This is a genomic window from Parapedobacter sp. ISTM3, from assembly GCF_016533505.1.
GTDB classification, from domain to species: Bacteria; Bacteroidota; Bacteroidia; order Sphingobacteriales; family Sphingobacteriaceae; genus Parapedobacter; species Parapedobacter luteus.
In genome coordinates this window covers 163,414-189,035 of sequence record NZ_JAENGN010000009.1, presented here as the reverse complement: position 1 = coordinate 189,035, position 25,622 = coordinate 163,414, and the positions used below count along the sequence as shown (strand labels likewise).

The 25,622-nt window shown below is 50.5% G+C and carries 24 protein-coding genes and 1 tRNA gene; 6 read left to right on the top strand and 19 right to left on the bottom strand.

Annotation, left to right across the window (positions count from 1 at the left end):
• Positions 1 to 37 precede the first annotated feature (37 nt).
• Positions 38 to 511, bottom strand: a complete 474-nt coding sequence (gene rlmH / locus JHJ32_RS13970; RefSeq protein WP_079717824.1) for a 23S rRNA (pseudouridine(1915)-N(3))-methyltransferase RlmH — start codon at positions 509 to 511, stop codon at positions 38 to 40.
• Positions 512 to 687: 176 nt separating this feature from the next.
• On the opposite strand from rlmH, the gene JHJ32_RS13965 reads away from it, so the two are divergent.
• Complete coding sequence (locus tag JHJ32_RS13965; RefSeq protein ID WP_079717823.1) at positions 688 to 1,584, top strand: DUF3078 domain-containing protein; 897 nt, start codon at positions 688 to 690, stop codon at positions 1,582 to 1,584.
• A gap of 74 nt (positions 1,585 to 1,658) precedes the next feature.
• Here JHJ32_RS13965 and JHJ32_RS13960 read toward each other — a convergent pair whose 3' ends face one another.
• From JHJ32_RS13960 to carA, 3 genes are all read right to left on the bottom strand, one after another.
• Complete coding sequence (locus JHJ32_RS13960) at positions 1,659 to 1,952, bottom strand: septum formation initiator family protein (protein WP_079717822.1); 294 nt, start codon at positions 1,950 to 1,952, stop codon at positions 1,659 to 1,661.
• A gap of 83 nt (positions 1,953 to 2,035) precedes the next feature.
• Positions 2,036 to 3,328, bottom strand: coding sequence for a phosphopyruvate hydratase (gene eno / locus JHJ32_RS13955; protein WP_079717821.1), 1,293 nt, complete (start codon positions 3,326 to 3,328; stop codon positions 2,036 to 2,038).
• 144 nt (positions 3,329 to 3,472) lie between these two features.
• A complete protein-coding gene (carA, locus tag JHJ32_RS13950; protein ID WP_200121346.1) occupies positions 3,473 to 4,597 on the bottom strand; it encodes a glutamine-hydrolyzing carbamoyl-phosphate synthase small subunit in 1,125 nt (374 codons plus the stop codon).
• A 354-nt stretch (positions 4,598 to 4,951) separates the two neighbouring features.
• Here carA and JHJ32_RS13945 point away from each other — a divergent pair, with 354 nt between their 5' ends.
• From JHJ32_RS13945 to JHJ32_RS13935, 3 genes are all read left to right on the top strand, one after another.
• Positions 4,952 to 5,857: a hypothetical protein gene (locus JHJ32_RS13945; protein WP_233632658.1), complete on the top strand. Its 906-nt coding sequence runs from the start codon at positions 4,952 to 4,954 to the stop codon at positions 5,855 to 5,857.
• Positions 5,858 to 5,886: 29 nt separating this feature from the next.
• Positions 5,887 to 6,615 (top strand): hypothetical protein, encoded by a 729-nt coding sequence (locus tag JHJ32_RS13940; RefSeq protein WP_139378725.1) that lies wholly within the window; start codon positions 5,887 to 5,889, stop codon positions 6,613 to 6,615.
• 68 nt (positions 6,616 to 6,683) lie between these two features.
• Positions 6,684 to 7,679 (top strand): gliding motility-associated C-terminal domain-containing protein, encoded by a 996-nt coding sequence (locus JHJ32_RS13935; RefSeq protein ID WP_200121344.1) that lies wholly within the window; start codon positions 6,684 to 6,686, stop codon positions 7,677 to 7,679.
• Positions 7,680 to 7,718: 39 nt separating this feature from the next.
• Here the strand turns inward: JHJ32_RS13935 and JHJ32_RS13930 are convergent, their stop codons facing one another.
• The 5 genes from JHJ32_RS13930 to JHJ32_RS13910 form a co-directional block, all read right to left on the bottom strand.
• Positions 7,719 to 7,913 (bottom strand): YwbE family protein, encoded by a 195-nt coding sequence (locus JHJ32_RS13930; RefSeq protein WP_079717816.1) that lies wholly within the window; start codon positions 7,911 to 7,913, stop codon positions 7,719 to 7,721.
• Between the two features lie 3 nt (positions 7,914 to 7,916).
• Positions 7,917 to 8,393 carry a Dabb family protein gene (locus tag JHJ32_RS13925; protein ID WP_079717815.1) on the bottom strand — a complete coding sequence of 159 codons (477 nt, stop codon included), beginning with the start codon at positions 8,391 to 8,393 and terminating at the stop codon, positions 7,917 to 7,919.
• Positions 8,394 to 8,476: 83 nt separating this feature from the next.
• A complete protein-coding gene (gene rseP / locus JHJ32_RS13920) occupies positions 8,477 to 9,805 on the bottom strand; it encodes an RIP metalloprotease RseP (protein ID WP_200121343.1) in 1,329 nt (442 codons plus the stop codon).
• A 5-nt stretch (positions 9,806 to 9,810) separates the two neighbouring features.
• Entirely contained in the window at positions 9,811 to 10,995 is a 1,185-nt protein-coding gene (locus tag JHJ32_RS13915) for a 1-deoxy-D-xylulose-5-phosphate reductoisomerase (protein ID WP_200121342.1), read from the bottom strand.
• Positions 10,996 to 11,044: 49 nt separating this feature from the next.
• Positions 11,045 to 11,830 (bottom strand): beta-carotene 15,15'-monooxygenase, encoded by a 786-nt coding sequence (locus JHJ32_RS13910; RefSeq protein ID WP_200121341.1) that lies wholly within the window; start codon positions 11,828 to 11,830, stop codon positions 11,045 to 11,047.
• A gap of 354 nt (positions 11,831 to 12,184) precedes the next feature.
• On the opposite strand from JHJ32_RS13910, the gene JHJ32_RS13905 reads away from it, so the two are divergent.
• Together JHJ32_RS13905 and JHJ32_RS13900 are read left to right on the top strand one after the other, a co-directional pair.
• Positions 12,185 to 12,979, top strand: a complete 795-nt coding sequence (locus JHJ32_RS13905) for a glycosyltransferase family 32 protein (RefSeq protein WP_079717811.1) — start codon at positions 12,185 to 12,187, stop codon at positions 12,977 to 12,979.
• A 32-nt stretch (positions 12,980 to 13,011) separates the two neighbouring features.
• A complete protein-coding gene (locus tag JHJ32_RS13900) occupies positions 13,012 to 15,519 on the top strand; it encodes a cation-translocating P-type ATPase (protein WP_200121340.1) in 2,508 nt (835 codons plus the stop codon).
• Between the two features lie 39 nt (positions 15,520 to 15,558).
• Here JHJ32_RS13900 and JHJ32_RS23220 read toward each other — a convergent pair whose 3' ends face one another.
• The 10 genes from JHJ32_RS23220 to JHJ32_RS13850 all read right to left on the bottom strand — a co-directional run bounded on the left by JHJ32_RS23220 (position 15,559) and on the right by JHJ32_RS13850 (position 25,553).
• Positions 15,559 to 15,771, bottom strand: a complete 213-nt coding sequence (locus tag JHJ32_RS23220) for a helix-turn-helix domain-containing protein (protein WP_370584522.1) — start codon at positions 15,769 to 15,771, stop codon at positions 15,559 to 15,561.
• Positions 15,772 to 15,825: 54 nt separating this feature from the next.
• A complete protein-coding gene (locus JHJ32_RS13890) occupies positions 15,826 to 17,040 on the bottom strand; it encodes an exo-alpha-sialidase (protein WP_200121339.1) in 1,215 nt (404 codons plus the stop codon).
• Between the two features lie 9 nt (positions 17,041 to 17,049).
• Positions 17,050 to 19,341, bottom strand: a complete 2,292-nt coding sequence (locus JHJ32_RS13885) for a TonB-dependent receptor domain-containing protein (protein ID WP_200121338.1) — start codon at positions 19,339 to 19,341, stop codon at positions 17,050 to 17,052.
• Positions 19,342 to 19,476: 135 nt separating this feature from the next.
• On the bottom strand, positions 19,477 to 19,920 hold the full coding sequence (locus tag JHJ32_RS13880) for a hypothetical protein (protein ID WP_200121337.1): 444 nt from the start codon (positions 19,918 to 19,920) through the stop codon (positions 19,477 to 19,479).
• A gap of 45 nt (positions 19,921 to 19,965) precedes the next feature.
• Positions 19,966 to 20,940, bottom strand: a complete 975-nt coding sequence (locus JHJ32_RS13875; protein WP_200121336.1) for an NAD(P)-dependent alcohol dehydrogenase — start codon at positions 20,938 to 20,940, stop codon at positions 19,966 to 19,968.
• Positions 20,941 to 21,409: 469 nt separating this feature from the next.
• Positions 21,410 to 21,483: transfer RNA gene (locus JHJ32_RS13870), tRNA-Ala, on the bottom strand.
• A 61-nt stretch (positions 21,484 to 21,544) separates the two neighbouring features.
• Positions 21,545 to 21,772 carry a hypothetical protein gene (locus tag JHJ32_RS13865; protein WP_200121335.1) on the bottom strand — a complete coding sequence of 76 codons (228 nt, stop codon included), beginning with the start codon at positions 21,770 to 21,772 and terminating at the stop codon, positions 21,545 to 21,547.
• A 401-nt stretch (positions 21,773 to 22,173) separates the two neighbouring features.
• The gene (locus JHJ32_RS13860) at positions 22,174 to 22,596 is read right to left on the bottom strand and encodes a hypothetical protein (protein ID WP_200121334.1); all 423 of its coding nucleotides are present in this window, start codon (positions 22,594 to 22,596) and stop codon (positions 22,174 to 22,176) included.
• 403 nt (positions 22,597 to 22,999) lie between these two features.
• Complete coding sequence (locus JHJ32_RS13855) at positions 23,000 to 23,659, bottom strand: response regulator transcription factor (protein ID WP_200121333.1); 660 nt, start codon at positions 23,657 to 23,659, stop codon at positions 23,000 to 23,002.
• Positions 23,637 to 25,553, bottom strand: coding sequence for a 7TM diverse intracellular signaling domain-containing protein (locus JHJ32_RS13850; RefSeq protein ID WP_200121332.1), 1,917 nt, complete (start codon positions 25,551 to 25,553; stop codon positions 23,637 to 23,639). The genes JHJ32_RS13855 and JHJ32_RS13850 overlap by 23 nt, the downstream gene beginning before the upstream one ends.
• Positions 25,554 to 25,622: the final 69 nt, after the last annotated feature.

The window sequence follows — 25,622 nt, the reverse complement described above, 5'->3', positions numbered from 1 at the left end:
AAAGCAGCGCTATTCCACAATTCGTTTCGCTTTCCGGTTATTCATGGTGATACGGTTCCCCCCTTAGTATGCTGAATGCCCGGTAAAGTTGCTCCACAAAAAAAAGGCGCACCATCTGGTGCGAAAACGTCATCCTGGATAAGGAAATCCTCCCGTTGGCCCGCCGGTATACCGCGTCATCAAAACCGTAAGGCCCACCGACGACAAATACGACGTGCTGCACACTCGTTATCAACAATTTGTTGAGGTAATCCGCGAACTCCACGGAACGGTATTCCTTACCCCGCTCGTCCAGCAAGACCACCTGATCGCCGGGAGCAAACTGTTTCAACAACAAAGCAGCTTCCCTGGCCTTTTGCTCATCCACGCTCAGGTGTTTGGTATGTTTGACATCGGGGATAACCACCATGTTGAACGTGATGTAATGCTTCAACCGGAGCCTGAACTTTTCAATGGCGGCGGCAAAATGCGCGTCGTCCGTCTTGCCAATACACAGTAAGGTTATCCGCATCGTGCAAACTTAGTTAAATTCACGTTACATACAAGTAGTAGGGCGCAATTGCAGCACTTGGGGCCAACAGCACCGTTATTGGCCTATCTAAGCAATAAGAAGATATTAAACAGATTTGGCATCCAATTTGTTTTAAAAAACGCATTTTAATCGATTGTATCACAAAATTAATTATTATGAAGAAACCGCTATCTATCGTTTGTGTTGGTTTATTGGCACTCCTGAGTGCCCGGGCACAAGATACCTCGTCAGACACGACTTGGCGGATTAACGGAGAAAACACGCTGCTAATCAACCAGAGTTCATTTTCCAATTGGGCTGCCGGCGGCATTAATTCATTTGCCGCAAATTTGATTTTCAACTACGATTTCAACTACAAGAAAGACCGCTGGAGCTGGGATAACAAAGTGATTGCGGCATATGGCCTTACCAAACAAAAGTCCATCGGTTGGCGCAAAAACGATGACCGCATTGTATTGAACAGCTTATTGGGATACCAAGCAGCGGAGCGCTGGTTGTATACGTTCTACATGAATTTCAACACGCAGTTTACCGATGGCTTCCAATACGACGGCGACAATAACAGCTCATTGATTTCGACGGCCTTTGCTCCGGCTTACCTGAGCTTCGGGCCTGGTTTCGCCTATAAGGAATCGGATAACTTCCGTTTCAACCTGTCTCCTGCTGCGGCCCGTTTCATCTTTGTCACCAACGATGAGCTGTCCAACAGGGGCGCATTCGGAGTTGACCCCGGCGCTACATCGCGCTTTGAGTTCGGTGCTTCATTTGACGCGTACTACAAAGCCCAAATCATGGAAAACATCAGTGTGGAAAACATCCTCAAACTGTATTCGAACTACCTCGAGGATCCGCAAAACGTCGACGTCGATTATACGTTCAACTTGTTCATGAAAGTAAACGATTACATAACGGTCAACGGCGGTGTGCAATTGATTTACGACGACAACACACTCATTCCGCGCCAAGTAGACGGTGTGATTGTACCGGGCTCCGAACGCCCTACCCTGCAAGTGCGCCAAGTATTGGGGGCCGGGATCACCTATAAATTCTAATGGCATCAGGCTGTAGGCAATAGGCTTGAAGTTTATTGCCTATAGCTATGCTTAAGTTCCGGCTCCAATATCAATTATTCTTCCTCTTCGACGATAACGAAAACATCCTCGTTTTCTTTTTTCATCTTGTATTTCTCGCGAGCGATACGTTGAAGCGCCTGAGGGTCGGTATTCAGGTCGTGAATCGTTTTGGCCACCCGCTCGATTTCAGCGGTGTAAAACGCTTTCTCGGCCTTCAATCCTTTCAATTGGCTGTAATAATCGTATTGGGTGGTCACATCATGCCGGTCAAAGAAGAGCATCCATACCATGAATGCCGCGGCTGCAAGGAGATATTTATTACGGATAATGGACAATAGTCGTTCCATATGCACAAAAGTAACGTAAAAAAAACTAAAAATGCAAAAAAAAGGGAGCTACTTTGCTCCCTTTATCGAGTTAACTGTCTATGCTACTTTGCAAACTTGAAGCTTTTGCCCAGGAACCGCGCATTGCCGCCCAGTTCCTCTTCAATGCGGAGCAACTGGTTGTATTTGGCGATCCGGTCGGAACGGGAAGCCGAGCCGGTTTTAATCTGCCCGCAGTTCAACGCCACAGCCAGATCCGCAATGGTGTAATCCTCCGTTTCGCCGCTCCGGTGGCTCATCACCGAGGTGTAGCCGTTGGTCTGTGCCAGCGACACGGCGTTGATGGTCTCGGTAAGGGAGCCGATCTGGTTTACCTTTACCAGGATGGAGTTTGCCGTATCGGTGTCGATGCCTTGCTGCAAGCGCTTGGTATTGGTCACGAACAGGTCGTCGCCCACCAGCTGCACCGTTGCGCCGATCTTGTCGGTCAGCGCCTTCCAACCGGCCCAATCGTCTTCGGCCATGCCGTCCTCAATGGATATAATCGGATATTTGGCGGTAAGCTCAGCAAGGTAAGCTGCCTGCTCTTCGCTGCTGCGCACAGCGCCCTTGTCGCCTTCAAATTTCGTATAGTCGTATTTACCGTCTTTGTAAAACTCGGAAGCAGCACAATCCAATGCCAGGTAAATATCGTCGCCCGGTTTGTATCCCGCCTTTTCGATCGCTTTCAAGATGGTTTCAACAGCATCTTCCGTGCCGTCGAATGCGGGAGCAAAGCCACCCTCATCACCTACGGCTGTAGACAGCCCGCGGTCGTGCAGGATTTTCTTGAGGTTGTGGAACACCTCGGCACCCCAACGCAACGCTTCTGAAAACGAAGGCGCGCCTACGGGCATGATCATGAATTCCTGGAAGGCGATGGGCGCATCCGAATGCGAGCCGCCGTTGATGATGTTCATCATCGGGATGGGCAGCGTATTGGCATTGACACCACCGATATACCGGTACACCGGCTGGCGGCTTTCCTGCGCAGCGGCCTTGGCAACGGCAAGCGACACGCCCAAGATAGCGTTGGCTCCCAGGTTGCCCTTGTTTTCGGTACCGTCCAGTTCAATCATCACCTTATCTATCGCATTCTGCTCGAATACATCGATACCTTGCAATGCCTTGGCAATTTTGGTGTTCACATTTTCAACGGCCTTCAGCACCCCTTTGCCCAGGTACTTGGATTTATCGCCATCCCGCAGTTCCACTGCCTCGTGCACGCCCGTGGAAGCGCCCGAAGGAACGGCCGCACGGCCTACAAAACCGTTTTCAGTAGTCACGTCGACCTCTATGGTCGGATTGCCGCGCGAATCCAGTATCTGCCGCGCATGTACATCGATGATCAAACTCATGTATTTTTTCTATTTAAGGTTAACGTTTGCTTAATATAGTCCCCATAGTTAGTGTAACGTTTACACTACTCGATAGTATCGGCCAAATTTATTGATTTTAATTGAAAATCCATGTCCCATTTTCAATATCGTTGCTCCGGCCAATTATTCTTGCGCCAATACAAGTTTGCCACTTTCCATCAGCTGGACAAACTCATCAAACAGGTAACGCGAGTCATGCGGACCGGGCGACGACTCGGGGTGGTACTGCACCGAAAATGCCTTCTTGCCTTTCACCCGTATCCCTTCAATGGATTTATCATTGAGGTTTACATGGGTGATTTCAACGTCATCCGATTGCTTAATATCTTCGGCTACCACGCCGAATCCGTGATTCTGGCTGGTAATCTCGCACCTATCGGCAATAATGTTTTTCACGGGATGGTTAATTCCCCGGTGTCCGTTGAACATTTTCCGTGTACGGATGCCATTAGCCAGCGCCAATAGCTGATGGCCGAGGCATATCCCGAAAAGCGGTTTATCGGCCTCCAGGATGTCTCTGACCGTCTGTATGGCATAATCCATGGCCGCAGGATCTCCCGGTCCGTTGGAGATAAAGTAGCCGTCGGCGCCCCAAGCCTCCATTTCGGCAAAGGATGTCCTGGCCGGAAACACTTTAGCATATACCTTACGCGCATCAAAATTGCGCAGGATATTTTTCTTGATTCCCAAATCCAGCACCGCCACGCGCAATGGAGCATCTTCATGGCCATAATAATAAGGCGTCTCGGTGGTCACCTTGGATGACAGCTCCAGGCCGGCCATCGAAGGCACGCCGGCCAGTTGCTTCTTCAGTGCTTCCACATCCAGCGTTTCCGAAGAAATGATGGCATTCATTGCGCCCTTATTGCGGATATGACGCACCAGCGAACGGGTATCGATATCCGAAATGCCTACCAGGTTGCCGTCTTCAAAGTAGGTCTGGATGGATGAGTCAGCCAGCTTGCGGCTGTAATTCACGCTGTAGTTTTTGCAAACCAGCCCAGCAATCTGAATCTTGCCAGACTCCGACTCATTGCTCGCAATGCCATAATTGCCGATATGCGCATTCGTAGTGACCATAATCTGGCCATAATACGAGGGATCCGTAAAAATTTCCTGATACCCCGTGGTACCCGTGTTAAAACAAATCTCGCCTGCGGTGGTGCCTATCTTTCCGGCAGCCTTGCCATGGTAAACAGTTCCGTCTTCAAGCAGCAATATCGCTGGCAACTTGCTGTAATTAGTCATTCGTTTTTATTAAAAGTGTTGGTATTGTTTCTATCATCCGTGAAAACGTACAATCATAAAAAAAGCCCTCAACGGGCCGGAAACAGTTAAAAAAACAAAGCATGTCGGAAAAACTTCCGGGCTTGGGGGATTCCATCCTGCAGCATTGTACGCCAAAGTTCACGGCCGCAAAGATAAGCATTTAGGCGTTAAGTTTAAAATTTTTTAATTGCAATCCCACCCGTTACCATCCGCGTATTAACGGGGCTCGCCATTACGCAGCCAAACATGAACGACGTGAACAAAACGAAATATCCACGAAGGGGTATTTTTGGCGGTGATAACAGCCAAGGTTCATGAAAACGCGTAGGCTTCATGCCGGGGTTTCACCAAGATAACCGTATGTTCCGCCTTAAAACATGTACATTCACATCTCCCCGCCTGCCATCTTGCATCGCATTCATCCTGCTGCTCGTAGCAGTGAAAGCGGGATACGGGCAACGGGTATATGCTGATGCACAGCAATCAAGCCCGACACAATCGCTAATTGTTACACTTTCGCAGGTCAGTAACCCTGCGCGTGCGGTTGATAGTGACACCTCAAATTTCTCCACACTTTCGGTGACCTTGGGAGCGCTGGGAGCGATTACCGCCAATCAGAACCTCCAATACGTAGCGCGGCCGAAGCCCACGCCCGCTACGCCGATTATTATAAAATTCGGCAGCACCGCATCGTTGCTCAATCTGCTGGGCGGCTTTGCCGTGCAACGGACGAACGGAGGCCGGAATTCGGTCGTGCAGCCGTCTTATAGCGGAGCCCAGCTGCTCAACCTCCTGAATCTCTTTGGCGGCAGCCAGGTTGGCACGGCGATTATTCCGCCGAACAATATGGCATTCGATGGAGTACGATTGGAAATAAACACCACTTTGGGAGGATTGCTGCAGGCCTTCTATTATTTTGCATTTTATATCACCCCACCCCGGCCTTCCGTTTCCGAACTCCGGATATGTACCGGCGATTCCGCTACGCTGGCCATTTCAAATTTCCAGCCAGGGTACACCTACCGGCTTTATACAAGCCAAACCGGCGGCGGTGAAGTGCCAGGTGCCACGACAACAACCAACCTCCTCACCCTTTCGTCAAACATCGGAACCGGCAATTATTGGCTGGAAGCCCGCGAAAGCGACTTGTATCCGTCGGCTCGCGTACAGCTCGCTGTGACCGTGGTACCCAGACCGGCCGCTCCTAACATCAGTTTAAATCCGGACGCTCAATATTAAATGATTAGAAAACTAACTAAAATCAATACATGATGAAAACAACAATGATTAAATGCTCCGTGATCGCAACCGCAACGCTCGTGTTTCTGCTCAATAGGGCCGCGGTGGCACAGGTAACGCCGACCATGCCCGGCGTGACGTTATTCTGCAGCGGCATGCCGATGACCCTGCCTACGCCCGGCGCCGGCCAGCAATGGATGGTACGCTACAGTGCCACATCAACCGAAACACCAACGACGACCTTGGCGTTGACTGACGGTACCACCATCCCGGCAGCCGATCTCCAAACCGGCTATTACTATGTATCTACCATTGGCGACACCACCAATCCTGAGGTCTGCGAATCGGAAATGCAAGAAATTGCGGTTTATGTGTTCGCTCCGCTGAGCGTATCGTTTACCGCCACCGATTACTGTATCGAAGACGTCGGCAGCCAGGCATTCACGGGCACAGTGACGTCTGCCGACCCATACGATACATTCAGCTATCAATGGTATACCGTAGCCGATGGTGGCACAGGCACTGAAACACCGATACCTGGTGCCACGAACGCGACGTATGAACCAAGTGCGGACATCGCGCCTGGCACGACGACCACGTACCGGCTGCGGGCGGGATACCTGGTAGCCGGACTGCGGTATTGCTCGGCAGACTTTGACGCGACGGTGGCGGTTACTGCACAACCCGGCGCACCAACCATTACTATCGAAGGCGCTGCGGGCCAGACCCCGGAAGGCCCGACAGGCGGAGATGAATAACCCGCATGCGGATACGCCCGTAGGCTTCCGTTGTGGTCCATTAGCATGGTGGTCAATCCTGCATGGAGATGAATAAGCGCGCATTGATTCTCATGTTGCTCGGCTGCGCGTCCAGCATTTACGGCTGGGCACAGGCCCAATCTGTGCGTATCGTTCAAGGCAGTGCAATCACACTGCGGGCAGATGCGGCCAACGCGCTTTCGTACCTGTGGTTTAAAAATGGTGATCCGATCGATGGCTACCACAACCAACGGCTTACGGTAACCGAAGCAGGCACTTATACGGTCATGGCGTTGGGAATACACTGCCATTCGGAACCTTCTGCTCCCGTAGAGGTCATTGTAGACCCTGAGACCGCACCAATCGCGGTAGACATGGCTATCCAAGGCACAGCGGATCAGCAAGCCGTGGTTATAGGGAGCTTATTCAACTATCAGTTGTTTGTGGTAAACAACAGCGAAAATCTTGCCGTGAATGTGGAAGTTCGATCGATTTTGCCCGATAACGTATCTGTTGTCCAAGTAACACCGAATCCGGTCAACCCGGCGACCAACCGGCCGGGGGCGATAACCGCCACTGAAATAACGCCTACCGAACCGGCCATGCACAATCCCGCGACACGGGAACTGCGCTGGCACCCCGGCGATATCCCGGGAGGCGGGTCTGCCAGCCTAAGCATCCAGGTACGCGCAGAAAGCGAGGGCGAGGCAACGATGTGGTCCGGTATTTCGCACGGCCACATTGAACACAACCCCGCTGACAATGAAACGTCCGTTTCGGTGGCCATCATTCCCTTGCAGGTTCCAAACACCTTTACGCCGAATGGAGACGGTCTAAACGATTACCTTGAAATCCAGGGATTGGCGCATTTCAGCGCACACCGTCTCGTTGTCTTCAACCGCTGGGGCAATGAGGTGTATAAATCCACCAGCTATCAAAACAACTGGGACGGGGGCAACCTGCATGAGGGAACGTATTACTATGTCTTGGAGCTCCGGCTTCATTCCGGCCAATGGCAGACGTTCAAAGGTTTTGTGACCCTCGTCAGAAACGTACGCAACTGATGCAAAAGCGGGGATTATCGCATCAGTTGCGTTAGGCCATTACCCTAATATCTCCGCTACGCGGCCGACCTGCCCATCTTCAAGCCGCACTTTGATGCCGCGGGAATGGAAAGCCGCCGAGGTAAGGATGTCCTTGACCACCCCCTCGGTAAGCTTCCCCGTACGTTGGTCCTTCTTAAGGATGATAGCAACCTCCAGACCCGGGTAAATATCTTTCCGGCTTTTCCCGTCCATGCCTCAAACAACCGCTTGCTTCAGCACGGAGTCGTGTACAACCACTTTATTCCAGAACTTGGAGTACTTCTCGATGGCCGCCAGGTGGATCGGATGTGTCTCATAGACGTTAATTTCATCCATTGAATCGAAATACACCAATAAGTTATAGGTGAAGCTGTTGTCTACCACGTCGCGTTGATGGGTAGCAGCTGCACGTCCATAGTGCAGGGATTTGATGCCGGGGATCGTCTTCAACTCTTCGAAGAATCCGGTAAAGTCATTGACTTCCTGTTCAGATAGGCCATCGTTGAGCCAGAAAAGCACATAGTGTGCGATTACTTCGTTGTTTTGCATGCTTGGTGAGGTTTCTTGGGTTTCACTGGTTTGACTGTTCTCCTGATTGGAAGCCGGCGGACTGCATGCAGCCAATACGCCGCCGCCCACGCCGGCCAGGGCAACCGCCGCCCCGGCTCGTTTGATGAAATGACGTCTTTCCATAATTATTGATTATTTATTGCTTTTAACCGATAGGCAATAAGCCTAACGCATACAGCCTACTGCTTATTGCCTGCTGCCGTTTATCATTTATTCACAATCTTCATAATGTCGTTGCCGAAGACAAACACCATCAATGCCAAGAGAATGAAAAAGCCGGCAATCTGAGCCTTTTCGAGAAACTTATCACTTAGCGGTTTGCCTTGGATCATTTCGATCAGCAGGAACAGTACATGTCCGCCGTCCAACGCCGGGATAGGCAACAAGTTCATCAGCGCCAATGCCATCGAGAGCAGCCCCACAAGCGTCCAAAACTTAAGCCAATTGACCTCTGAGCCAAACATCGTCGCAATGGCGACAGGGCCCGAAATGGCTTTATCAGCACGCAGCTCCCCCTTCGCGATTTTGCCTATCCCCTTGGCATTATCGACAAACATCGCCCAGGCTTTCGATGCGCCCACGGGCAACGATTCGAAAAACCCGTAATGCGTAGTCACGGAGGGGAAATCGGTATCCGGACGGATGAAAAACCCTAAGGCACCATCTTGGGGTACCGTGGCCTCAATGAGCGCGGTATCAGCGCCGCGGAGCACCGCCAGCGATACAGCGCCGCCGGCATGGCTGCTTACAGCCTCGCGCACCTGATCCCAAAACGGCGTAGGCTGGCCATTGACGGCCAAAATACTGTCACCAGGACGTACACCCGCCTTTTCTGCGGCACTGCCTGCAATCACCGAATCCACGGCCATGGTACGCGAGCGAAGCCCCACAAATTCATTGCGGTCATAATCCGCCACGTCATTCAGGATATCGCCCGGTACGGCGATGGTCAGTGTCTTATCGCCCCGCTCCACGGTCAGCGACGTGTTGCCCATCAATACCTTTGAACCCAGCAGCTCGTCAAACCGAAGCACGGGCTGTCCGTCAATCTCCGTAATCCGGTCGCCAGGTTGCAGTCCAATCTTCTTGCCTATGATACCCGGTGTCACGCCATTGGCCAACTTCGTATTGTCGATATACGTTTCACCATATTTAAAGGTCAGCATCCAGAAGATAAACATCCCAAGGATAATGTTGACGATAATACCGCCCAACATCACGATAAGGCGCTGCCAAGCCGGCTTGGAACGGAACTCCCAAGGCTGCGGATCAGCTTTTAGTTGCTCCGTATCCATGGATTCGTCTATCATACCAGCAATCTTGACGTACCCGCCCAACGGGAGCCAACCAATGCCGTACTCCACATCTTTATACGTGAATTTGAATAACTTGATGCCCCATGCATCAAAGAACAAATAAAATTTCTCGACCTTAATACCAAACGCACGGGCGGCCAGAAAATGGCCAAATTCGTGCAACACAACCAATATGGACAAGCCTAACAATACCTGCCCAATCATTACCAATACACCCATTTAATTTACTTTGCTATATGATATAAATTTTTAGCTTTTGTTACGAGCTCCACGGCGATTTCCCGGCTTTTCCGGTCGGTCTCCATATAGTCATCCAACGTAGCTGCAGCCATGTGCACGGCCCGCTGCATCGTTTCTTCAATGATATCGCTCATCTGCAAAAATCCCACATTGCCTTTCAAAAATGCTGCCACCACCACTTCATTGGCAGCGTTCAATATGCAGGGCATGTTGCCTCCGGCTTCCATGGCCTGATAGGCCAATGCCAAATTGCGGAAAGCGACGGTATCCGGCCGCTCGAAGGTCAATTCAGGGAAATCCACAAAATTAAAGCGTTTGAAGTTGTTTTCCACCCTATCGGGATACGTAAGCGCATATTGGATAGGCAGTTTCATATCCGGCAAACCGAGCTGCGCTTTGATGCTCCCATCAGCAAATTGCACCAACGAGTGGACAATGGACTGCGGGTGCACCACCACGTCAATTTGTCGTGCCTGTAAGCCAAACAGCCATTTTGCCTCAATGACTTCCAGCCCTTTATTCATCAATGTCGCCGAGTCTATGGTGATTTTAGCGCCCATTACCCAATTGGGATGGCGAAGCGCCTGCTCACAACTCACCGAAGTAAGGTATTCGCGGTTCTTGCCCCTGAAGGGCCCGCCCGATGCCGTGAGGTATATTTTGTCGACCGTGGCGCCTGCTTCCCCCACCATGCACTGAAAGATAGCCGAATGCTCGGAATCTACCGGCAAGAGGTTTACACCATGTTTTTGCACGAGCTCCATGACCAACTGGCCTGCCACCACCAGCGTTTCCTTGTTGGCCAGCGCGATGTCCTTGCCAGCCCTGATGGCGGCTACGGTAGGCCGCAGCCCTGCCGAACCCACTAAAGCACTGATCACCAGATCAATTGCACCATCCCGGACCACTTCCTCCAACGCTGCCTCTCCGGCCAAGACGGTAACCGGAATATCCCGCAGGGCATTTTTCACACCAAGGTACTTGCTTTCATCAGCTATGACCACCACCCGTGGGTGGAACGTCCGCGCCTGCCGAACCAGCAACTCGGCATTGGTAGCAGCGGTGAGCACCTGTATATCAAATCGTTCGGGATAGGCCTGTACCACTTCCAACGCCTGCGTTCCGATACTCCCTGTGGCACCCAATAACGCTATTCGTTTTTTGCTCAAAATGTTCTTACAACTTAAGACTGACAATTTCGGACTCCCGGCTCCCGACTTAAATAATATTCTTTATCACCTTTGGGTCATCCCCTCCCTGGTAGTCGGCCATCATATTGCGATAAGCCATCGCAATCACTACGCTTGACAGCGGCCCGACCAGAAATGAATTCACCAAGCTCAATGCCGTGGACACCATGGGATACCCCGCATAATTGAAATACAAATATAAGAGGTGCAAAATGGCAAAAAAAGCTAAGATGAGCAATAGTTTAGTCACATTTCCTTTGGTGAGTGCCAAACTGAGGCGCAGCGACCGGAATGGTCCCGCATGCCGTTCAATGATGAAAAACGGATAAAAGGCTACGCGCAGCAGGAAGACAAAGATCACAATGGCTGCAATCACACGGGCGGTATTGACCATCGATGACACCGGTATGCGTGCATAAACCAGCGGAAATGCTACCACGGAAATCAAAAGATACAGCAGCAACGCGAGCAGCGTGATGGTAAACATGCCGGTGAAAAAATAGATCAGCTCCCTCGTGCTCGGTATGGTATCGGCAAGATTGATTTTCTCCTTTCTATCAATCAGCGTAACAATGTATTTAAAAAGCGTAAGCTGCGTACCGAAATAAAGGATAACAAAAAGGAACGCCATAAACACGCTGAGGGATGTGCTTACTTCGCTAAAATAAAACGCCAGGATACCGGACGTGTTGGACGTCAAAAACAGCAGGAAACACAGGCCGGCAATCGAAAAATAATGCTGCTTAAGCAGGTCCCACGATCGGTTGATAACGTCGTTTACAGCAAATGTGCTGTCCTTTAGGAATTGAATCATCTCATTGTGAAAAACGTATACAAAGGTGGGATAAAGTTTTGTTAATTAAAAATAGCTATATGTTCTTACCCACGGGTAGGTGCGTCCGGTCAACGACGCCCAAATACTGGGTACTAAATCGTGAAAAACAATTCCCAAACCAATTTGGTTCTCCTTTATATCCAGATGAATCAGAACTGCTTGACGATAAATACTGGGCGCGGGCTGCCGCAACATTTGTCCATTAAAGCAGGGAAATACCGGATTTAACGCATGGGGTTAGGTAGCGGTTCTGCCGTGGGCCATTCATAAGAACTGACGATAAAATGATGATAGACTACGAATAACATTATCCAGATACTAAATAAATCTACCATGATTCCAAAAACAATACACTACTCATGGTTTAGCAACGATCCAATCCCGCCCAGTATTCAAACCATTATGGCAACATGGAAAAAACTCATGCCCGAATATGAATATGTGCTGTGGGACGGCAAAATGCTGGCCGAAATCAACAACACGTTTGCGAATGAAGCGGTAAGTGTGCGCAAATGGGCTTTTGCGTCCGATTTTTTACGCCTTTATGCGGTTTATCATCATGGGGGGATTTGGTTTGATACGGACATCGAGGTGTTTAAGCCTTTTGACCCGGTATTGGACAATCGCATGTTTATCGCAAATGAAGCCGGCGCCAAAGGGCACGGAAGGAAGTTCCATTGGTTGACGGCCCATTGCTTTGGCGCCGAAAAAGGCCATCCTTTCCTTAAGGACTGTTTGGAGTTTTATACCGAACGGCACTTTATCCGTACCAGGAGCACGAAATTCCCTATCGAGTTTCAATATGATATGACCATCATTCCGGAAGTGATGGCCACCGTTGCCCTCAATTATGGCTATGACGATGATGGCTTCCGCGATGAGGAACAGCTATTGAGGGAAGGGATACGGGTGTACCCTTCCTATTATTTCGATTCTCCCCAATATCATCCGATGACGTGTGTTTACAGCATCCATCATGAAGCAGGGGCGTGGCGGCAGGGCAATGATGGAAACATACTCCACTACAAGGAGGCAAACCCAAAAAGGTGGAAATTTTTGCATCTCCTGAAGATAACGCTTCAAAAGCTATTAGCGAAGTTCAAAATTGCAGTAATTCGTATCCGGTAAGCCATTTCTCAAACCGCCAGAACGTTTGGTGTATGCCCTATCACGTCCCCGTCCATCTAACAGGCCTCAGCGACGCGGAGGTAGCCGCTTCCAGAAAGCAATATGGCTATAACCAGTTAGCTGCTGCGGCCAATAGCTCCTGGCTGTCGCTGCTGGCCGGCATCCTCAAAGAGCCGATGCTGATCCTGCTCATCGCCATCTCGCTGATCTACGTAATGGTAGGCGACTACGGCGAGGCGGCTTTTATGTTTGCAGCCATCGTCGCGGTCTCTGCCATATCGTTTTACCAGGATAACCGCAGCAAGAGGGCGTTGCAAGCACTGGAAAAACTCAATGAACCGCTGAGCCGCGTGATCCGGAATTCGATCATCGTCGACATTCCCACCCGCGAAATTGCGGTGGGCGACCTCTGCATCACCGAAGAAGGAAAAATCATCAACGCCGATGGGCGTATTGTTCACAGCAACGACTTCTCCGTCAACGAAGCTTCGCTTACCGGGGAGAGCTTTTCCGTATTCAAGGACAGCCAGTCGGAAGACAACCAGGTATACAGCGGTACGCTCACCGTTTCGGGACTGGCCGTTTTCGAAGTAACGAAAATCGGGAAGGAAACCCGTGTGGGTCAAATCGGCGAATCGCTATTGACGATAAAAGCGGAATCTTCCCCCCTACAGATCCAGATCACCAGGTTCGTGAAAACGATGGCCATCATCGGCGTTGCCATTTTCCTGATGGTCTGCCTCTTCCGGTACTACCAGACCGGTGACGTCATTGCGAGCCTGCTCAACGGGCTTACGCTGGCCATGTCCGTGCTGCCCGAAGAAATACCGGTCGCTTTCACTACCTTCATGGCGTTGGGTGCCTGGAAACTGATGCAGCAGGGCATCATCATCAAGCGAAGCAGTGTCGTGGAGACGCTGGGCAGCACCACCGTTATCTGCACCGACAAAACAGGCACGATTACCCAAAACACGATGCAACTGATCAACCTGCACGACTTCCAGACCGGTAAGACCTATGACGAAGAGGCATTCAAAACCCCTGAACTGCGGACGCTCATCAGCTACGCGATGTGGAGCAGCGAACCCGCCCCCTTCGACCCCATGGAGAAAACGCTGCACAGCGTTTATGAGCAAACGCAGCCGTACGACCTGCGGGACGACTACCGCATGTTCCGCGAATACTCCCTGGAAGGGAAGCCCCCGATGATGACACACATTTTCGAAGACGCCCACCGGAACCGCATCATTGCTGCCAAAGGCGCGCCCGAAGCCATACTCAACGCATCCCGGCTGCCAGCCGGGGAAAAGGAGCAGGTGAGGACCCGTATAAGGGCATTTGCACAGCAGGGGTATCGTATACTGGGGGTGGCCAAAGCGCAGTTTGAGGGAGATGACTTTCCCGAAAAACAGCAAGATTTCCCCTTCGAGTTTCTGGGACTGACGGTTTTCTACGACCCACCGAAGAACGGTATCAAAGAGGTCTTCAAACGGATTTACGAGGCCGGAATCGCCGTCAAGGTCATTACAGGTGATAACGCCGATACGACGAACGCCATTGCCGCCCAGGCAGGCATCAGCAACGACGCTCCGCCCGTAAACGGCAGCGAGATCATCAACTGCTCGGAAGAAGTACTTATGGAGCTCTCGGCGCGTACCACGCTGTTTACGCGGATGTTTCCCGAGGCCAAGCTTGCCGTAGTGAACGCACTTAAAAAACGGGGGGAGGTGGTGGCCATGCTGGGCGACGGGGTGAACGACGGCCCGGCGCTGAAAGCCGCCCACATCGGTGTGGCCATGGGCAACAAAGGGACGGAGATAGCCAAATCGGCCGCCGCGCTCGTGATTACCAACGATGATCTGGACAAGCTGATCACCGGCATCGCCGCCGGAAGACGGATATATGCCAATATCAAAAAAGCCGTTCAATACATCATTTCCATTCATATTCCCATCATCCTGGCGGTTTCCCTGCCCCTGTTTTTGGGCTGGGTATACCCGCAGATCTTTACACCCGTCCACGTCATCTTCCTGGAGCTGGTGATGGGGCCTACCTGCTCCATCGTCTATGAACATGAACCCCTCGAACGGAACGCGATGCAACGCCCGCCGCGGATGATGACCAACACGTTTTTGAACGGGCCTGAACTGATCCTCAGCATCGTCCAGGGGTTGGTGATTACTGCCGGTGTGCTGTTTGCCTACCAACTGACTGTACAGGCCGGCGGCAACGAAGAAAAAACGAGAACCATGGTGTTTACGACGCTGATTTTTGCAAACATCCTGCTGAGTTTTGCCAACCGCTCGTCCTACTACAGTATTTTCGAGCGGTTCAGGAGTCGAAATCCCCTGCTTACCGGCATCACGGTGCTGGTGTTGGCCGTACTCTTCATCATCCTATACGTGAAGCCACTTTCCCGATTCTTTGACGTCACGCCGCTACGCGCGACAGAACTGGGGGTTTCCTTTCTGATTGCCTCCGTCTCGGTGCTGTGGTTTGAAGTATATAAATTGATAAAGAAATATTTCACCAATCACTGATCCGGTAGGTTTGCCGCCTGACTTGTTCTTTCTATTAATTTATTTTATCTTGTATTCCTCAATTTTCCTGTACAAAGTCGCTATCCCGATTTCCAACAGCCGGGCAGCCTCAGCTTTGTTGCCCTGTGTATAATTAAGCACTTTTTGGATATGCAGCTTTTCGACCGCGGCAAGCGAAAATGCAGAAAGACCTTTATGATCGGTTGATATCGGACTACGAAGTTCAAAAGGAAGACAATCTTGGTTCAGCACATTTTCATCGGCATGATCCCTGGATGCTGTCTTCCCGGCTTTCGGAATAAACCTTCAATCTGCCGGGAAGTCCATGTACTTATATTTTACCCGGGCGGGAGCGCCGTCCCGGGATATCCACGCGGCGATTGCCGAGCCATCCGGCAATCCGATGACAACCGGGGAATCGGTGGTGTCATCGGCACCAGAGACGGATAGGGTTTCTCCGTCAGGAAACGTTCGCGCAAAAACGGGCTGCCTCGCATCCCCATCCGCAGCGCGATGGGCATTGTATACGGCGATCCGCCTACCATCCGCCAGCAGGGCCAATTGTGCGAACTGTCCTTCCGAGTCCAGTAGTTGCCGCTTGATCATTCCGGTAGCATAATCGAGCTCGCCGTAAAAAAGCCCTTTGTTTCGGCCAGCCGTAAACCATGTGGCGAACAACGAGTCCTTTTGGGTAACCACATCCGGGCCGTTGTGCGGACAGCCGTCCACCCGCCATTCATCCTTGCTGTATACACTTCCTTCACGGAACGATCGGCCACTGTCTTCCGAGATGCTGTAATGGATATCCCTGACCGTACCGGATGCAGTCTGCTTAATATCCCGGTACAACAACGCAATGACCCCATCACGCTCGTACAGCGCTGTGCGGCAACATTCGCAGGCAAAATCATCCACCACCGTCTCGTGTGTGAAACGGCCTGAACGGTCCGTAACGGCAAAGTGGACAGGTCTTCCGCCTTTTTCGTAGGACTTGTCCAGCCAGCTTACACCGATGCGGCCATCCTGCAATGCAATGGCATCGAAGAAATCATGGCCGGCCTCCTGTGTGCTGTCGCGGTGAACGGTACCGGAATCGGTCCAGCTATCGCCTCCATCGCGGGAAACAAGGTATTCAATCCGTGCCGCATAAGGATTGTGCCGGCTTTCAATCCGTACCGCATAAACCGCGTAGATGGCGCCGTCCGTGGAAAACACGATCTTGGGCATTCCTTCGGCATGGGCTACAAGGGCCGGATTGGCAGGTACACGGATGCGCTCGCTGAATCTCCTGTTCACTGTATCCCATCCGGAAAAATAGAGCGTCGAAGTACTCCCGGCGCCATCAGCCTCCGTCCACGCCAATACAGGCAGCCCGGAAAAATCCTGGGTAAGGTATACGGTCTTGGCCCACCCTTCCTGTTGGGATAGCACCGTGGCCAGCGATTCTTTCTTCTGTTGGCTCGTGCATGTGTGGAACAGGATAAGGGCAGCAGGGATGAGATATATGGCACGTGTTTTCATAATATGCGATTAAAAACTGTAGTTGATGGATAAACCTCCGTGGAACGTCCTTCCCGGCGAAACATTGAAATAAGCCGGATGCGGTCCCGTGGCATTCAGGTTGGGAAGCGAAGTGTACACGGCATTTCCTGCATTCTCGATCCCGGCATGCGCGTCCAACAGCCACCGGCGGGATATCCGGAACGCATAGCCTACTTTGCCGTTCAAAAGCCAATACGCGGCCATGGTGTCCTCGTTTGTATCATTCAGGAAAATTCGTCCATAGCGGTAGGCAACCAGATTGACATACAGACCGGCCGTGCCACGCACGTCCACGCCCCCGGCAAATACCACGGGCGATATCCCGGGAATGTCATTGCCCGCCACATCAATGCTGTTGGACAGGTATTCAACGAACCGGAAATCATTATAGGTGAAATTTGCCCACGGACGGATCCGGGAAATAACCGGATTGAGGCCGAGCAGCCAATCATAGTAAAAGGCTGCCTCAACGCCGCGGTGCGAGGTTTTCCCGGCATTGCTGTAGAAGGTCTGCCAGCTTTCGTCGCGCATGGAAACGATCTCGTCGGTCAGCTGCAGGCTGTATGCGGTGATATCGAACCCAAACCGGCCTCTGGCAAGGGTGCCCCTGATCCCGGCCTCATAGTTGATGCCTTTCTCCGGGCGGATGTCGTTGATGACGCCGCCGGGATTGAAAATCTCGGAATTGTCGGGCTGGGCAAACCCATAACTGATACTGGCGTGGGCACCAACGTGTTCCCCGATACGGTATACCGCTGCTAATCTCGGGGAAAATACCGGATCGAATGTACGCTTGCCGCTGGCATTGGCATCCCCTGTTTTGAACAGGTCGGTCACGTCATAGGAAAGGGCATTCAGGCCCGCACCAAGCGTAATCAGCAATCGCTCGGCAATGTCAAGTTCGGCCTGTACGAAATACATGTGCCCGAGGGCGACGACTTCATTGTCATTGTATAACTCGCCGGGCAACCCACCTTCGAGGTTTTCGTAATACTTCGGGCTGATGAACGATTGCTGTGCCTCGGCACCGAAGGCAAACCGGCCTGAGATCGTCCGTCCCAGTTGAGCCCGGTAATTGAACTGCGTACGTGCCCCGTAGCCGAACGTGTTTTCACGCAGGTACCCGTTGTAGGAAGGTCCGCTTCCGAACGGATGGTCAACAAACTGGTAGTTGGTAAACACGGACGTTATATTTTCAAAACTGGAGCTCCATGTATACTTGTGCGACACGCCGACATTCGTGTTTGTACTGTTTATCGAGGTGTTGTGCAGGATATTGAACTCCGATGCCGCCTGCCGCGGATTTTCGGCTACCTGTTCGCGTGTCAGACCCCCGGCGATCTGGCTTCCGGTCCTATTGTGGAGCATAAAGAAAGCCAGGGTCTGTTTGCTGTTCGGCGTGAAATATCCCATCACGTTGATTGCCCGTTGGTCGAACGCCTGTTGCGGCCGGTAGCCATCGCTATGCTGGTTGATGTAGTTGGCCACGAGGCTGCCATTATCCGTCGAGATGTTTGCAGAGGCCGTCGCGCGGTAGAGCCCGTACGAACCGGCGGTGAACGCCGTGCCCACACTGCGTTGCCCCACGGCAGCCCGTTTACTCCGGAAAATCAGCACACCGCCCGTACCGGCGCCATACATGCTGGCAGCGGGACCTTTCAACACTTCGACACTGCCGAGTGAGGCTGCATCCACCAGCGTAATCGGGTTGCCGCCGGCTGCCGTGGTCATGGGGATATCGTTCCAGTACATCTTTACGTTCCGCACGCTCCACGGCGAACGAAGCAGGCTACCCCGGATGGACATCCGATAGTCGCCGAAATTATAGGCCTCCATTTTCAAGCCCGGTATCGTGTTCAATGCAGGCAGGATATCTACCTGCGATTGGCGGCCGATATCTTCGGCATTCAGTACGGAAATGCCTCCGGCATTCTCGATCAGCTTCCGGCCTGTCTGGTATCCGGTCACCATCACCTCGCTCAATATGGTGCCCGACGGCCGGACCTTCACCTGCAGGAATTGACCGGCGGAATATGGAACGGCGATGGGCTCGTAGCCGATGCAGGTAACGGTTAACTCTCCCATTTCCTGAGAAGACTCAAAACCGAAATAACCCGTTCCGTCGGATAATACACGGACCGAATCGGCAACCGATACCGTTGCATTACCGACCGGGGTTCCGGTCGCGGCATCGGTGACCCGGCCCTTTACCTGTCCGAACAACATGGGAACGCAACATAAATAACTCAATAATCCAATGACAAGTTCTTTGGTTTTCACGTTAATGGCAATAATTCAATAATTTGTAAATACATGATCGGGCATTGGCACGTTCAGTCCAATACCGACATTAACTAAGCAATAAAAGCGTTTTGTCCGGCGGGAAAGGCGCCTGAAGGCGCGTCGCCGGTGTCATTAGGAAATGGGAGGGCGGAAGATAGCAAGGGTAAAGCTATCGGTACGCTGCCCCAGGTCAGCGGGTATGGGCATCCGAGTCCGAACGCCAACGGCCGCGCTCAGGCTGAATAACCAGGTATTTTGGGTAAACACCAGCTGCAGCTCCTGCATTTTAGTGGTCGAATGCTCGCTGTCTCTTTCCTGGCTCTCCTTCAACTTTTTCATCAACACGCATTGTCCTTGGCACTCATTATCCAGGGAAAGCCGCTGTTCGCACAGGTTCTCGACCACATAATCGCGGTTCAGCAGAAACGCCCCGTTGATCCACACCGCTGAAGTAGCGTTATATAAGATCAACGCAAGAAAAAGAAAACTGATGGCGTTTCTGTACATCGCTGCAAACTTATCAATTTTCAGTTGATTTTCATGTCCGGCGACAGAAAGTCTGTCACTTTTTTTCATCCGCCGTCGGCATTGGCCAAACGTGTTTTGTCACCGCTAAACCAGTTACTTTTGATCGCCTGAAAGAATAAGAAGGACGTTACCTATTTTTTGTCCGCTTGCTACATAGGTATACGCCTCCTGTATGTGGTCAATTGGATAACTGCGGTCTATTACCGGGTTGAATTTCCCTTCTTCTGTCAGCCGTGCGATGAATTTCAAGCTTGCTTTGATATCGAGGGGAACGGGAAACTTGACTTTCTTGCCGCCTGCGATGGGCGTAAGCAAAGCCAGTAAAATATTCTGCGAATAAGGCCCCAGCTCAGATGAAAGATATACGCCGTTTTCCTTCAGTAGTTTCTTACATTTAAAGAAAGTACTTTTGCCGACCGCATCAAATATCAAGTCATAACGTGCCGTATCTTCCGTAAAATCCTCTTTGAGGTAGTCAATGACCCGAACCGCTCCTAAAGACTTCACCAACGGAATGTGGTCTGTAGCACAAACGGCGGTGACATCAATGCCGTAATAGCGAAGGAACTGGAGGGTAGCGGAGCCGATACCTCCCGTTGCTCCGTTCAGGAGTACCTGTTGTCCGGGCTTCAGCGACACCTTCTTTATAAAATGATACGCATAATGGGCAGCTTCCGCGCTGGCGGCCGCCTGTCGATATGAAATTCCGTTTGGGATAAGCAATACGGCTTTTTTTTCGGATATGGTCATGTATTCCGCTTGGGAAGACAGCCCGTTATCATCGAATCCCCATACCCGGTCTCCTTTCTTAAAGTACTTAACGCCGTCACCGACCGCTTCCACCTCGCCAGCGAAATCAGTTCCCGGAATAGGAAAACGGGGGCGAAAGAGCCCGGTAAAAAGACGCAAGACAAACGGCTTTCCCGTGAGCACTGCGCAGTCTGTCCGGTTGACGGTTGTTGCGTATACCCGGATCAATAGTTCATCTCTTTTTGGCTCCGGACGGTCTGTTTCTTTTACGACCAATTTCTTGGGCGGTCCATATCGGAAACGCAGGGCTGCTTTCATCGCTTTAGTTTATTTATGCCTACCAAATATACGACATCAATGTTTAGCCTATGTTAAGTAAACCTGCCTACCTGCCAGATGTGATTCCGATGTGCATCCGTTTCCTATCTGTAGGGCTTGACCAGACTTGAAGAAAAGCTCCTTGTCGACTTTCAGATAGCCGATTATCCCGCAAACGATCCAAATACGAGTATCGCAGTTAATAGCAATGCGATCAATGTTGGCAATGTATATTCGTTTCTTTTCATAGTAAACTAATATCCAAAGGACATGCCAACAACGGTATTGGGTGTAGTGATTAAGCTACACACGAAAAGTTTTGTTATTTGCGTTTAATCCAACTTTTGCAAACGCTTCGCCTTGACAAGGAAATGTTATGCTGAAAAAACGTTGTAGCAACTGCTTGGGGGATACTGGCAGGGCACTAAAAAAGCACCTACGACTGATTCATAAGTGCTTGATAATTAAGTGGAGGATACCGGATTCGAACCGGTGACCTCTTGCATGCCATGCAAGCGCTCTAGCCAGCTGAGCTAAACCCCCGTTTTTCGGACTGCAAATATAGTGATAAGAACCACTTCTCCAAGAAAAGAACACATCTTTTTTACGGTCTCCGGAGACCTGCATACCATATTTCCTCCAGCGATTGGAAAATTAGCCACCGAGCATCAGCTGGAAAAACCAGTATATCGCCATGCCAACCACCAAATAACCTCTCGGCGTGCTGTACAATCACACCGACCGACATCTGCAAGAGCGGGTAATAGTTCAGATAGTATAGAAAAGCCGGCTCACTGCCAGACAACTCCAACTGTTCGATTGCAGCTAACATGCATTTTCCGGGGTCAGGCACCATCTCCAGCTGCACGGTTGCCTGTGTCGCGCACGAATGCTTGATGATATTATTGATCCGCTCGTTGACTATGCGATAAATGGACAGCTCGGTTTCGTAGTCCTGACGATGCGTATATTGATAAACAAATAGTACTGATGCGTTAACTTTTGCATCAAATAAGTTTAACAGTTTTTGTTCTTTGGTACTTTGATTTTTTGATCCTGAACGATTAAATCCTTTAGCGACGTCTTATCAAACTCCGAGATTCCGAGGGTCTGCATGATTTCGTAGATGGACAGCGTACTTTACAGGTTATGCTTGACGATGGCTACGATAAGAATTGTTTTATCACCAACCTTCTTTCCATCGAACTTTCTTGGTTAATTAACTGTGCCCAGTTACAAACATCGATTGGTTTTCTGAAAGGATGCTATGGCTTTTCTCGCCTTATTCGTTTGAATAGCATGTATGCCCCATCGCTGTGCTTTAAGATAATTTCTCTTCCGATCGTTTATAAACAGCAGATCAGTATGTATTTTTACATCCTTCGATTGGATCAGTCTGACCGCATTAGCATTCAATGCCTTCCATGTCACATCGAACCCATAAGGCGCCAGATCTGCCATTTTTTTTTCCAAATCTTCCAATTGCCTCAACGCCGGTATAATACGCGCTTGAGGCAATACGCCTTTCAGCCTCTTCAGGTAATCGTCGTTGCCATAAAAAACAGCCTCTTTATCCAGGTCATGACGTTTAAGGATACCAATAAGTATTTCAGGGTTTACATCCTTACAATCCACGTATAGATTTACGCGTTTCACGCTGGCGCTATTATATTCCGACAGCAGCGCACATACCTGCTCCAATGTTGGGATATGTTCATTCTTAGTACCCTTCCTCTTCGGTTTCAGCCGTACATCCACTAAACTAGCTCCTGTATATGCATTAAGTTTCCCATCAATTCTCTGCAAATATCACTTACTCGCTTCCCGTCAACCGATGCGCGGAGCACATTCAGTATCGCAGCCTCTTTGACTTTAGTTTTATTCATATATTGTTGTTTTACCAATGTTATTTCTATCTGCCTAACAAGCGATGTGTACTTCCAAAACAGACTGTAACAGATAACAAAGGCCGCCATCCCGCATCGTTCGACACAAAGTAAGAAAAAAGCTACCACCGGAACAATACCTGTTTCAGTGTATTTTCCGGCATCATTCGTTCTTAGATATCCACATGTTGCTGTGCGAAAAGAAACAAACCGTTATTCCCTTTAATGTCCAGTTTGGCGCAGATATTTCTCCGGTGCGTTTCAATGGTAAATGGACTGACAAAAAGCTGTTCAGCTATTTCCTGTGTTGTCTTATTTTGCCGGACCAACCGGATGATTTCCGCCTCCCGCTTGGTAAGGTTGTATTTTTTCCGGACACTTTTCTGATTGTTCTCATCGTCTGTGGCGGCATTGTCCGGCTGTTCTACAAAATAACGCCCGCCCTCGTATATTGCTTCAATGGCACGTATGAGCACGGTGGCATCCGAATCTTTTGGTATAAAGCCCCCGATTCCCATGTTTCGCAAGGAAGCTTGCAAGGAAGCCGTGTAATACATGGAGACAACAAGGATCTTTAGCTGCGGGTACATCGACAGGGCTTTAGCCGCTGCTTGTTGCCCGTCGATCCTCGGCATGTTCAGGTCCATGACGACCACATCAGGCTTGTGATATTGCAGCAGTTGAAGTGCTTCCCGCCCATCACGGGCGGTACGCCACACGGAAAAACGTGGGTGGTTGCCAAGGATGGAACGTAGTCCATCAATAAAGAGTTGGTGATCATCTACCAGCAAAAGATTGATCTTTTGCTGGTCAAGTGCTTTGGTTTCCATCATCCTGCAAAGGTATTTCTATCGTAATGGTTGTCCCGTTTTTATTTGTATCGATAAGACAACGGCCTCCAAGGTACTGCGTGCGCGAATACACGTTTTTGAGACCAATGCCCGCTGACGTCGAAAGGTCATCGAACCCGATACCGTTGTCTTCTACCGTAATAATTAGCATATCCGCCGTTTCCACCAGCTGCACGGTCGCCTGTGTCGCACACGAATGCTTCATGATGTTATTGATCAGCTCGTTGACTATGCGATAAATGGACAGCTCGGTGTCGTAGTCCTGACGATGCGTATATTGATAAACAAACTCAAAACCAACGGCGCTGACGCGATTGAGAATGGAAAGGCGCTCCTTGATGGTCCCGATAAGCCCATTCTCCAGAAAGAACTTGGGTTTGAGGCTATGCGATATCTCACGCAGGTCGTCGCACGCCCGGGCAATGAGCCGAACGGTCTCGTCGTAAGCCTCACGTTCTATCAATTGCATCCCATTTAACTTCTGTTGAAAGTCGGTCACCTTTAGCCGGATAACCGACAGCGTGCCGCCCAAATCGTCATGGAGATCTTTCGCCAGCCTATCGCGCTCATCCTCCTGCGCTTGAAAAACTTGTTGTACCGCTTGTTGCCTGATCCGGTCATTTTCTTTTTTCAATTGCGCCTTTTCCCGCTTCAGAAAGTTATAACGCAGGGTAAACGCAAAGGAAAGAATGACCACTTCGGCGGCGAACCCTACAACAACACCGTTGGGTTTAAGCAATTGTGCTCCCACGATACCCATTACCTGCAAGACGTAGTTAATCCCACCGATTGTCAGCGGCAAAAGCGCCAGCAAATAATAATAACCGAGTACAAAGCCGCTTCTTATCCGATCGATGACACAGACCATGATCACCAACATGGAAACAATACCCTGTATCGTGGCCGAATAAAAAATCGCTTTTTCTACCCGAATGTCGATGGGAAAGAGCAGCGCCAAAAAAGGCATCGTTCCCAGCACCCAAAGCAGGTATTTATAGCCATTGGTGAAATGATACAGTTTGCTGTTTGCTGCGGTCTGGTTGGTAAACAGTTGCATCACCTGGATCAACAGGGCACAGCTCAACGTTCCACTGATGGCTTTTACATAATCATGAAGCCGGCCAAGGTCCTGAAACAGCCACTCCTTGGTCAACCCCACTTCGTCAAGCACCAAGGTCACTGAGCAACATATATATAGCGAATAATACAAATGGATGCGGTCTCCGACCGACAGGTACATGAGTACATTTAAGAGCAGCGCAAATGCGAATATACCTGCATAAAAGCTGAAGGCGGAATATATCGGAATATCTTGCTGTAAAATAGCTTCCCTCCTCCCCAATTGTGTTTTGATAATGAAATTCTGGCCACGTTTGTCGACCTTGAATAACAGTGTGGAGGCTTCGCCGCCATTGAGCCTAATCGGAAAAAGAAATTCCCAGACGGGCCACGGCCGCTCGGCGAAGGGCAGCCGATCGCCGGTTCGGCTTACGAAGGTGAGCGTACGGTTTCCCGCATTCCATTGATATAATTCCAGCAGGTTTATGCTCGAACTGGGAATCGACAGAAATAAATCCACGTAGTCCGCCAGTGTATTTTTCAGATCGATAACCAGCCAGTAATACGAATCGGTATAGCCCAGGCTGACATATTCATCGCCATTGATGGGAATAAGCCCTCCTGTACGCTTAATCGCCAGTACGTCTTCAGGGGTGGCCTCCAAGGTCGTATCTTCGTAATAACCGATGTGGCCATTGAGGCTATAGATGGCAGACGAATCAACCATGACCGGCCTGATATCATCCGCATGTACCGCTACCGTGAAGCCAGTAAAATACAGTAAAACTAATAGCGGAATCGACAGACCCTTGTTCATTGACGGCTATGATAACATGATGCGAATAGAACAAAGTTACAATAGCCATGCATTGCCTGAAATACTCAA

Excerpts from the sequence above, each read along its gene's own strand:
- rlmH (WP_079717824.1), bottom strand. The coding sequence starts at position 511 with ATGCGGATAACCTTACTGTGTATTGGCAAGACGGACGACGCGCATTTT.
- JHJ32_RS13965 (WP_079717823.1), top strand. The coding sequence starts at position 688 with ATGAAGAAACCGCTATCTATCGTTTGTGTTGGTTTATTGGCACTCCTG.
- JHJ32_RS13960 (WP_079717822.1), bottom strand. The coding sequence starts at position 1,952 with ATGGAACGACTATTGTCCATTATCCGTAATAAATATCTCCTTGCAGCC.
- eno (WP_079717821.1), bottom strand. The coding sequence starts at position 3,328 with ATGAGTTTGATCATCGATGTACATGCGCGGCAGATACTGGATTCGCGC.
- carA (WP_200121346.1), bottom strand. The coding sequence starts at position 4,597 with ATGACTAATTACAGCAAGTTGCCAGCGATATTGCTGCTTGAAGACGGA.
- JHJ32_RS13945 (WP_233632658.1), top strand. The coding sequence starts at position 4,952 with ATGCCGGGGTTTCACCAAGATAACCGTATGTTCCGCCTTAAAACATGT.
- JHJ32_RS13940 (WP_139378725.1), top strand. The coding sequence starts at position 5,887 with ATGATGAAAACAACAATGATTAAATGCTCCGTGATCGCAACCGCAACG.
- JHJ32_RS13935 (WP_200121344.1), top strand. The coding sequence starts at position 6,684 with ATGAATAAGCGCGCATTGATTCTCATGTTGCTCGGCTGCGCGTCCAGC.
- JHJ32_RS13930 (WP_079717816.1), bottom strand. The coding sequence starts at position 7,913 with ATGGACGGGAAAAGCCGGAAAGATATTTACCCGGGTCTGGAGGTTGCT.
- JHJ32_RS13925 (WP_079717815.1), bottom strand. The coding sequence starts at position 8,393 with ATGGAAAGACGTCATTTCATCAAACGAGCCGGGGCGGCGGTTGCCCTG.
- rseP (WP_200121343.1), bottom strand. The coding sequence starts at position 9,805 with ATGGGTGTATTGGTAATGATTGGGCAGGTATTGTTAGGCTTGTCCATA.
- JHJ32_RS13910 (WP_200121341.1), bottom strand. The coding sequence starts at position 11,830 with ATGATTCAATTCCTAAAGGACAGCACATTTGCTGTAAACGACGTTATC.
- JHJ32_RS13905 (WP_079717811.1), top strand. The coding sequence starts at position 12,185 with ATGATTCCAAAAACAATACACTACTCATGGTTTAGCAACGATCCAATC.
- JHJ32_RS13900 (WP_200121340.1), top strand. The coding sequence starts at position 13,012 with ATGCCCTATCACGTCCCCGTCCATCTAACAGGCCTCAGCGACGCGGAG.
- JHJ32_RS13890 (WP_200121339.1), bottom strand. The coding sequence starts at position 17,040 with ATGAAAACACGTGCCATATATCTCATCCCTGCTGCCCTTATCCTGTTC.
- JHJ32_RS13880 (WP_200121337.1), bottom strand. The coding sequence starts at position 19,920 with ATGAAAAAAAGTGACAGACTTTCTGTCGCCGGACATGAAAATCAACTG.
- JHJ32_RS13875 (WP_200121336.1), bottom strand. The coding sequence starts at position 20,940 with ATGAAAGCAGCCCTGCGTTTCCGATATGGACCGCCCAAGAAATTGGTC.
- JHJ32_RS13865 (WP_200121335.1), bottom strand. The coding sequence starts at position 21,772 with ATGTTAGCTGCAATCGAACAGTTGGAGTTGTCTGGCAGTGAGCCGGCT.
- JHJ32_RS13855 (WP_200121333.1), bottom strand. The coding sequence starts at position 23,659 with ATGATGGAAACCAAAGCACTTGACCAGCAAAAGATCAATCTTTTGCTG.
- JHJ32_RS13850 (WP_200121332.1), bottom strand. The coding sequence starts at position 25,553 with ATGAACAAGGGTCTGTCGATTCCGCTATTAGTTTTACTGTATTTTACT.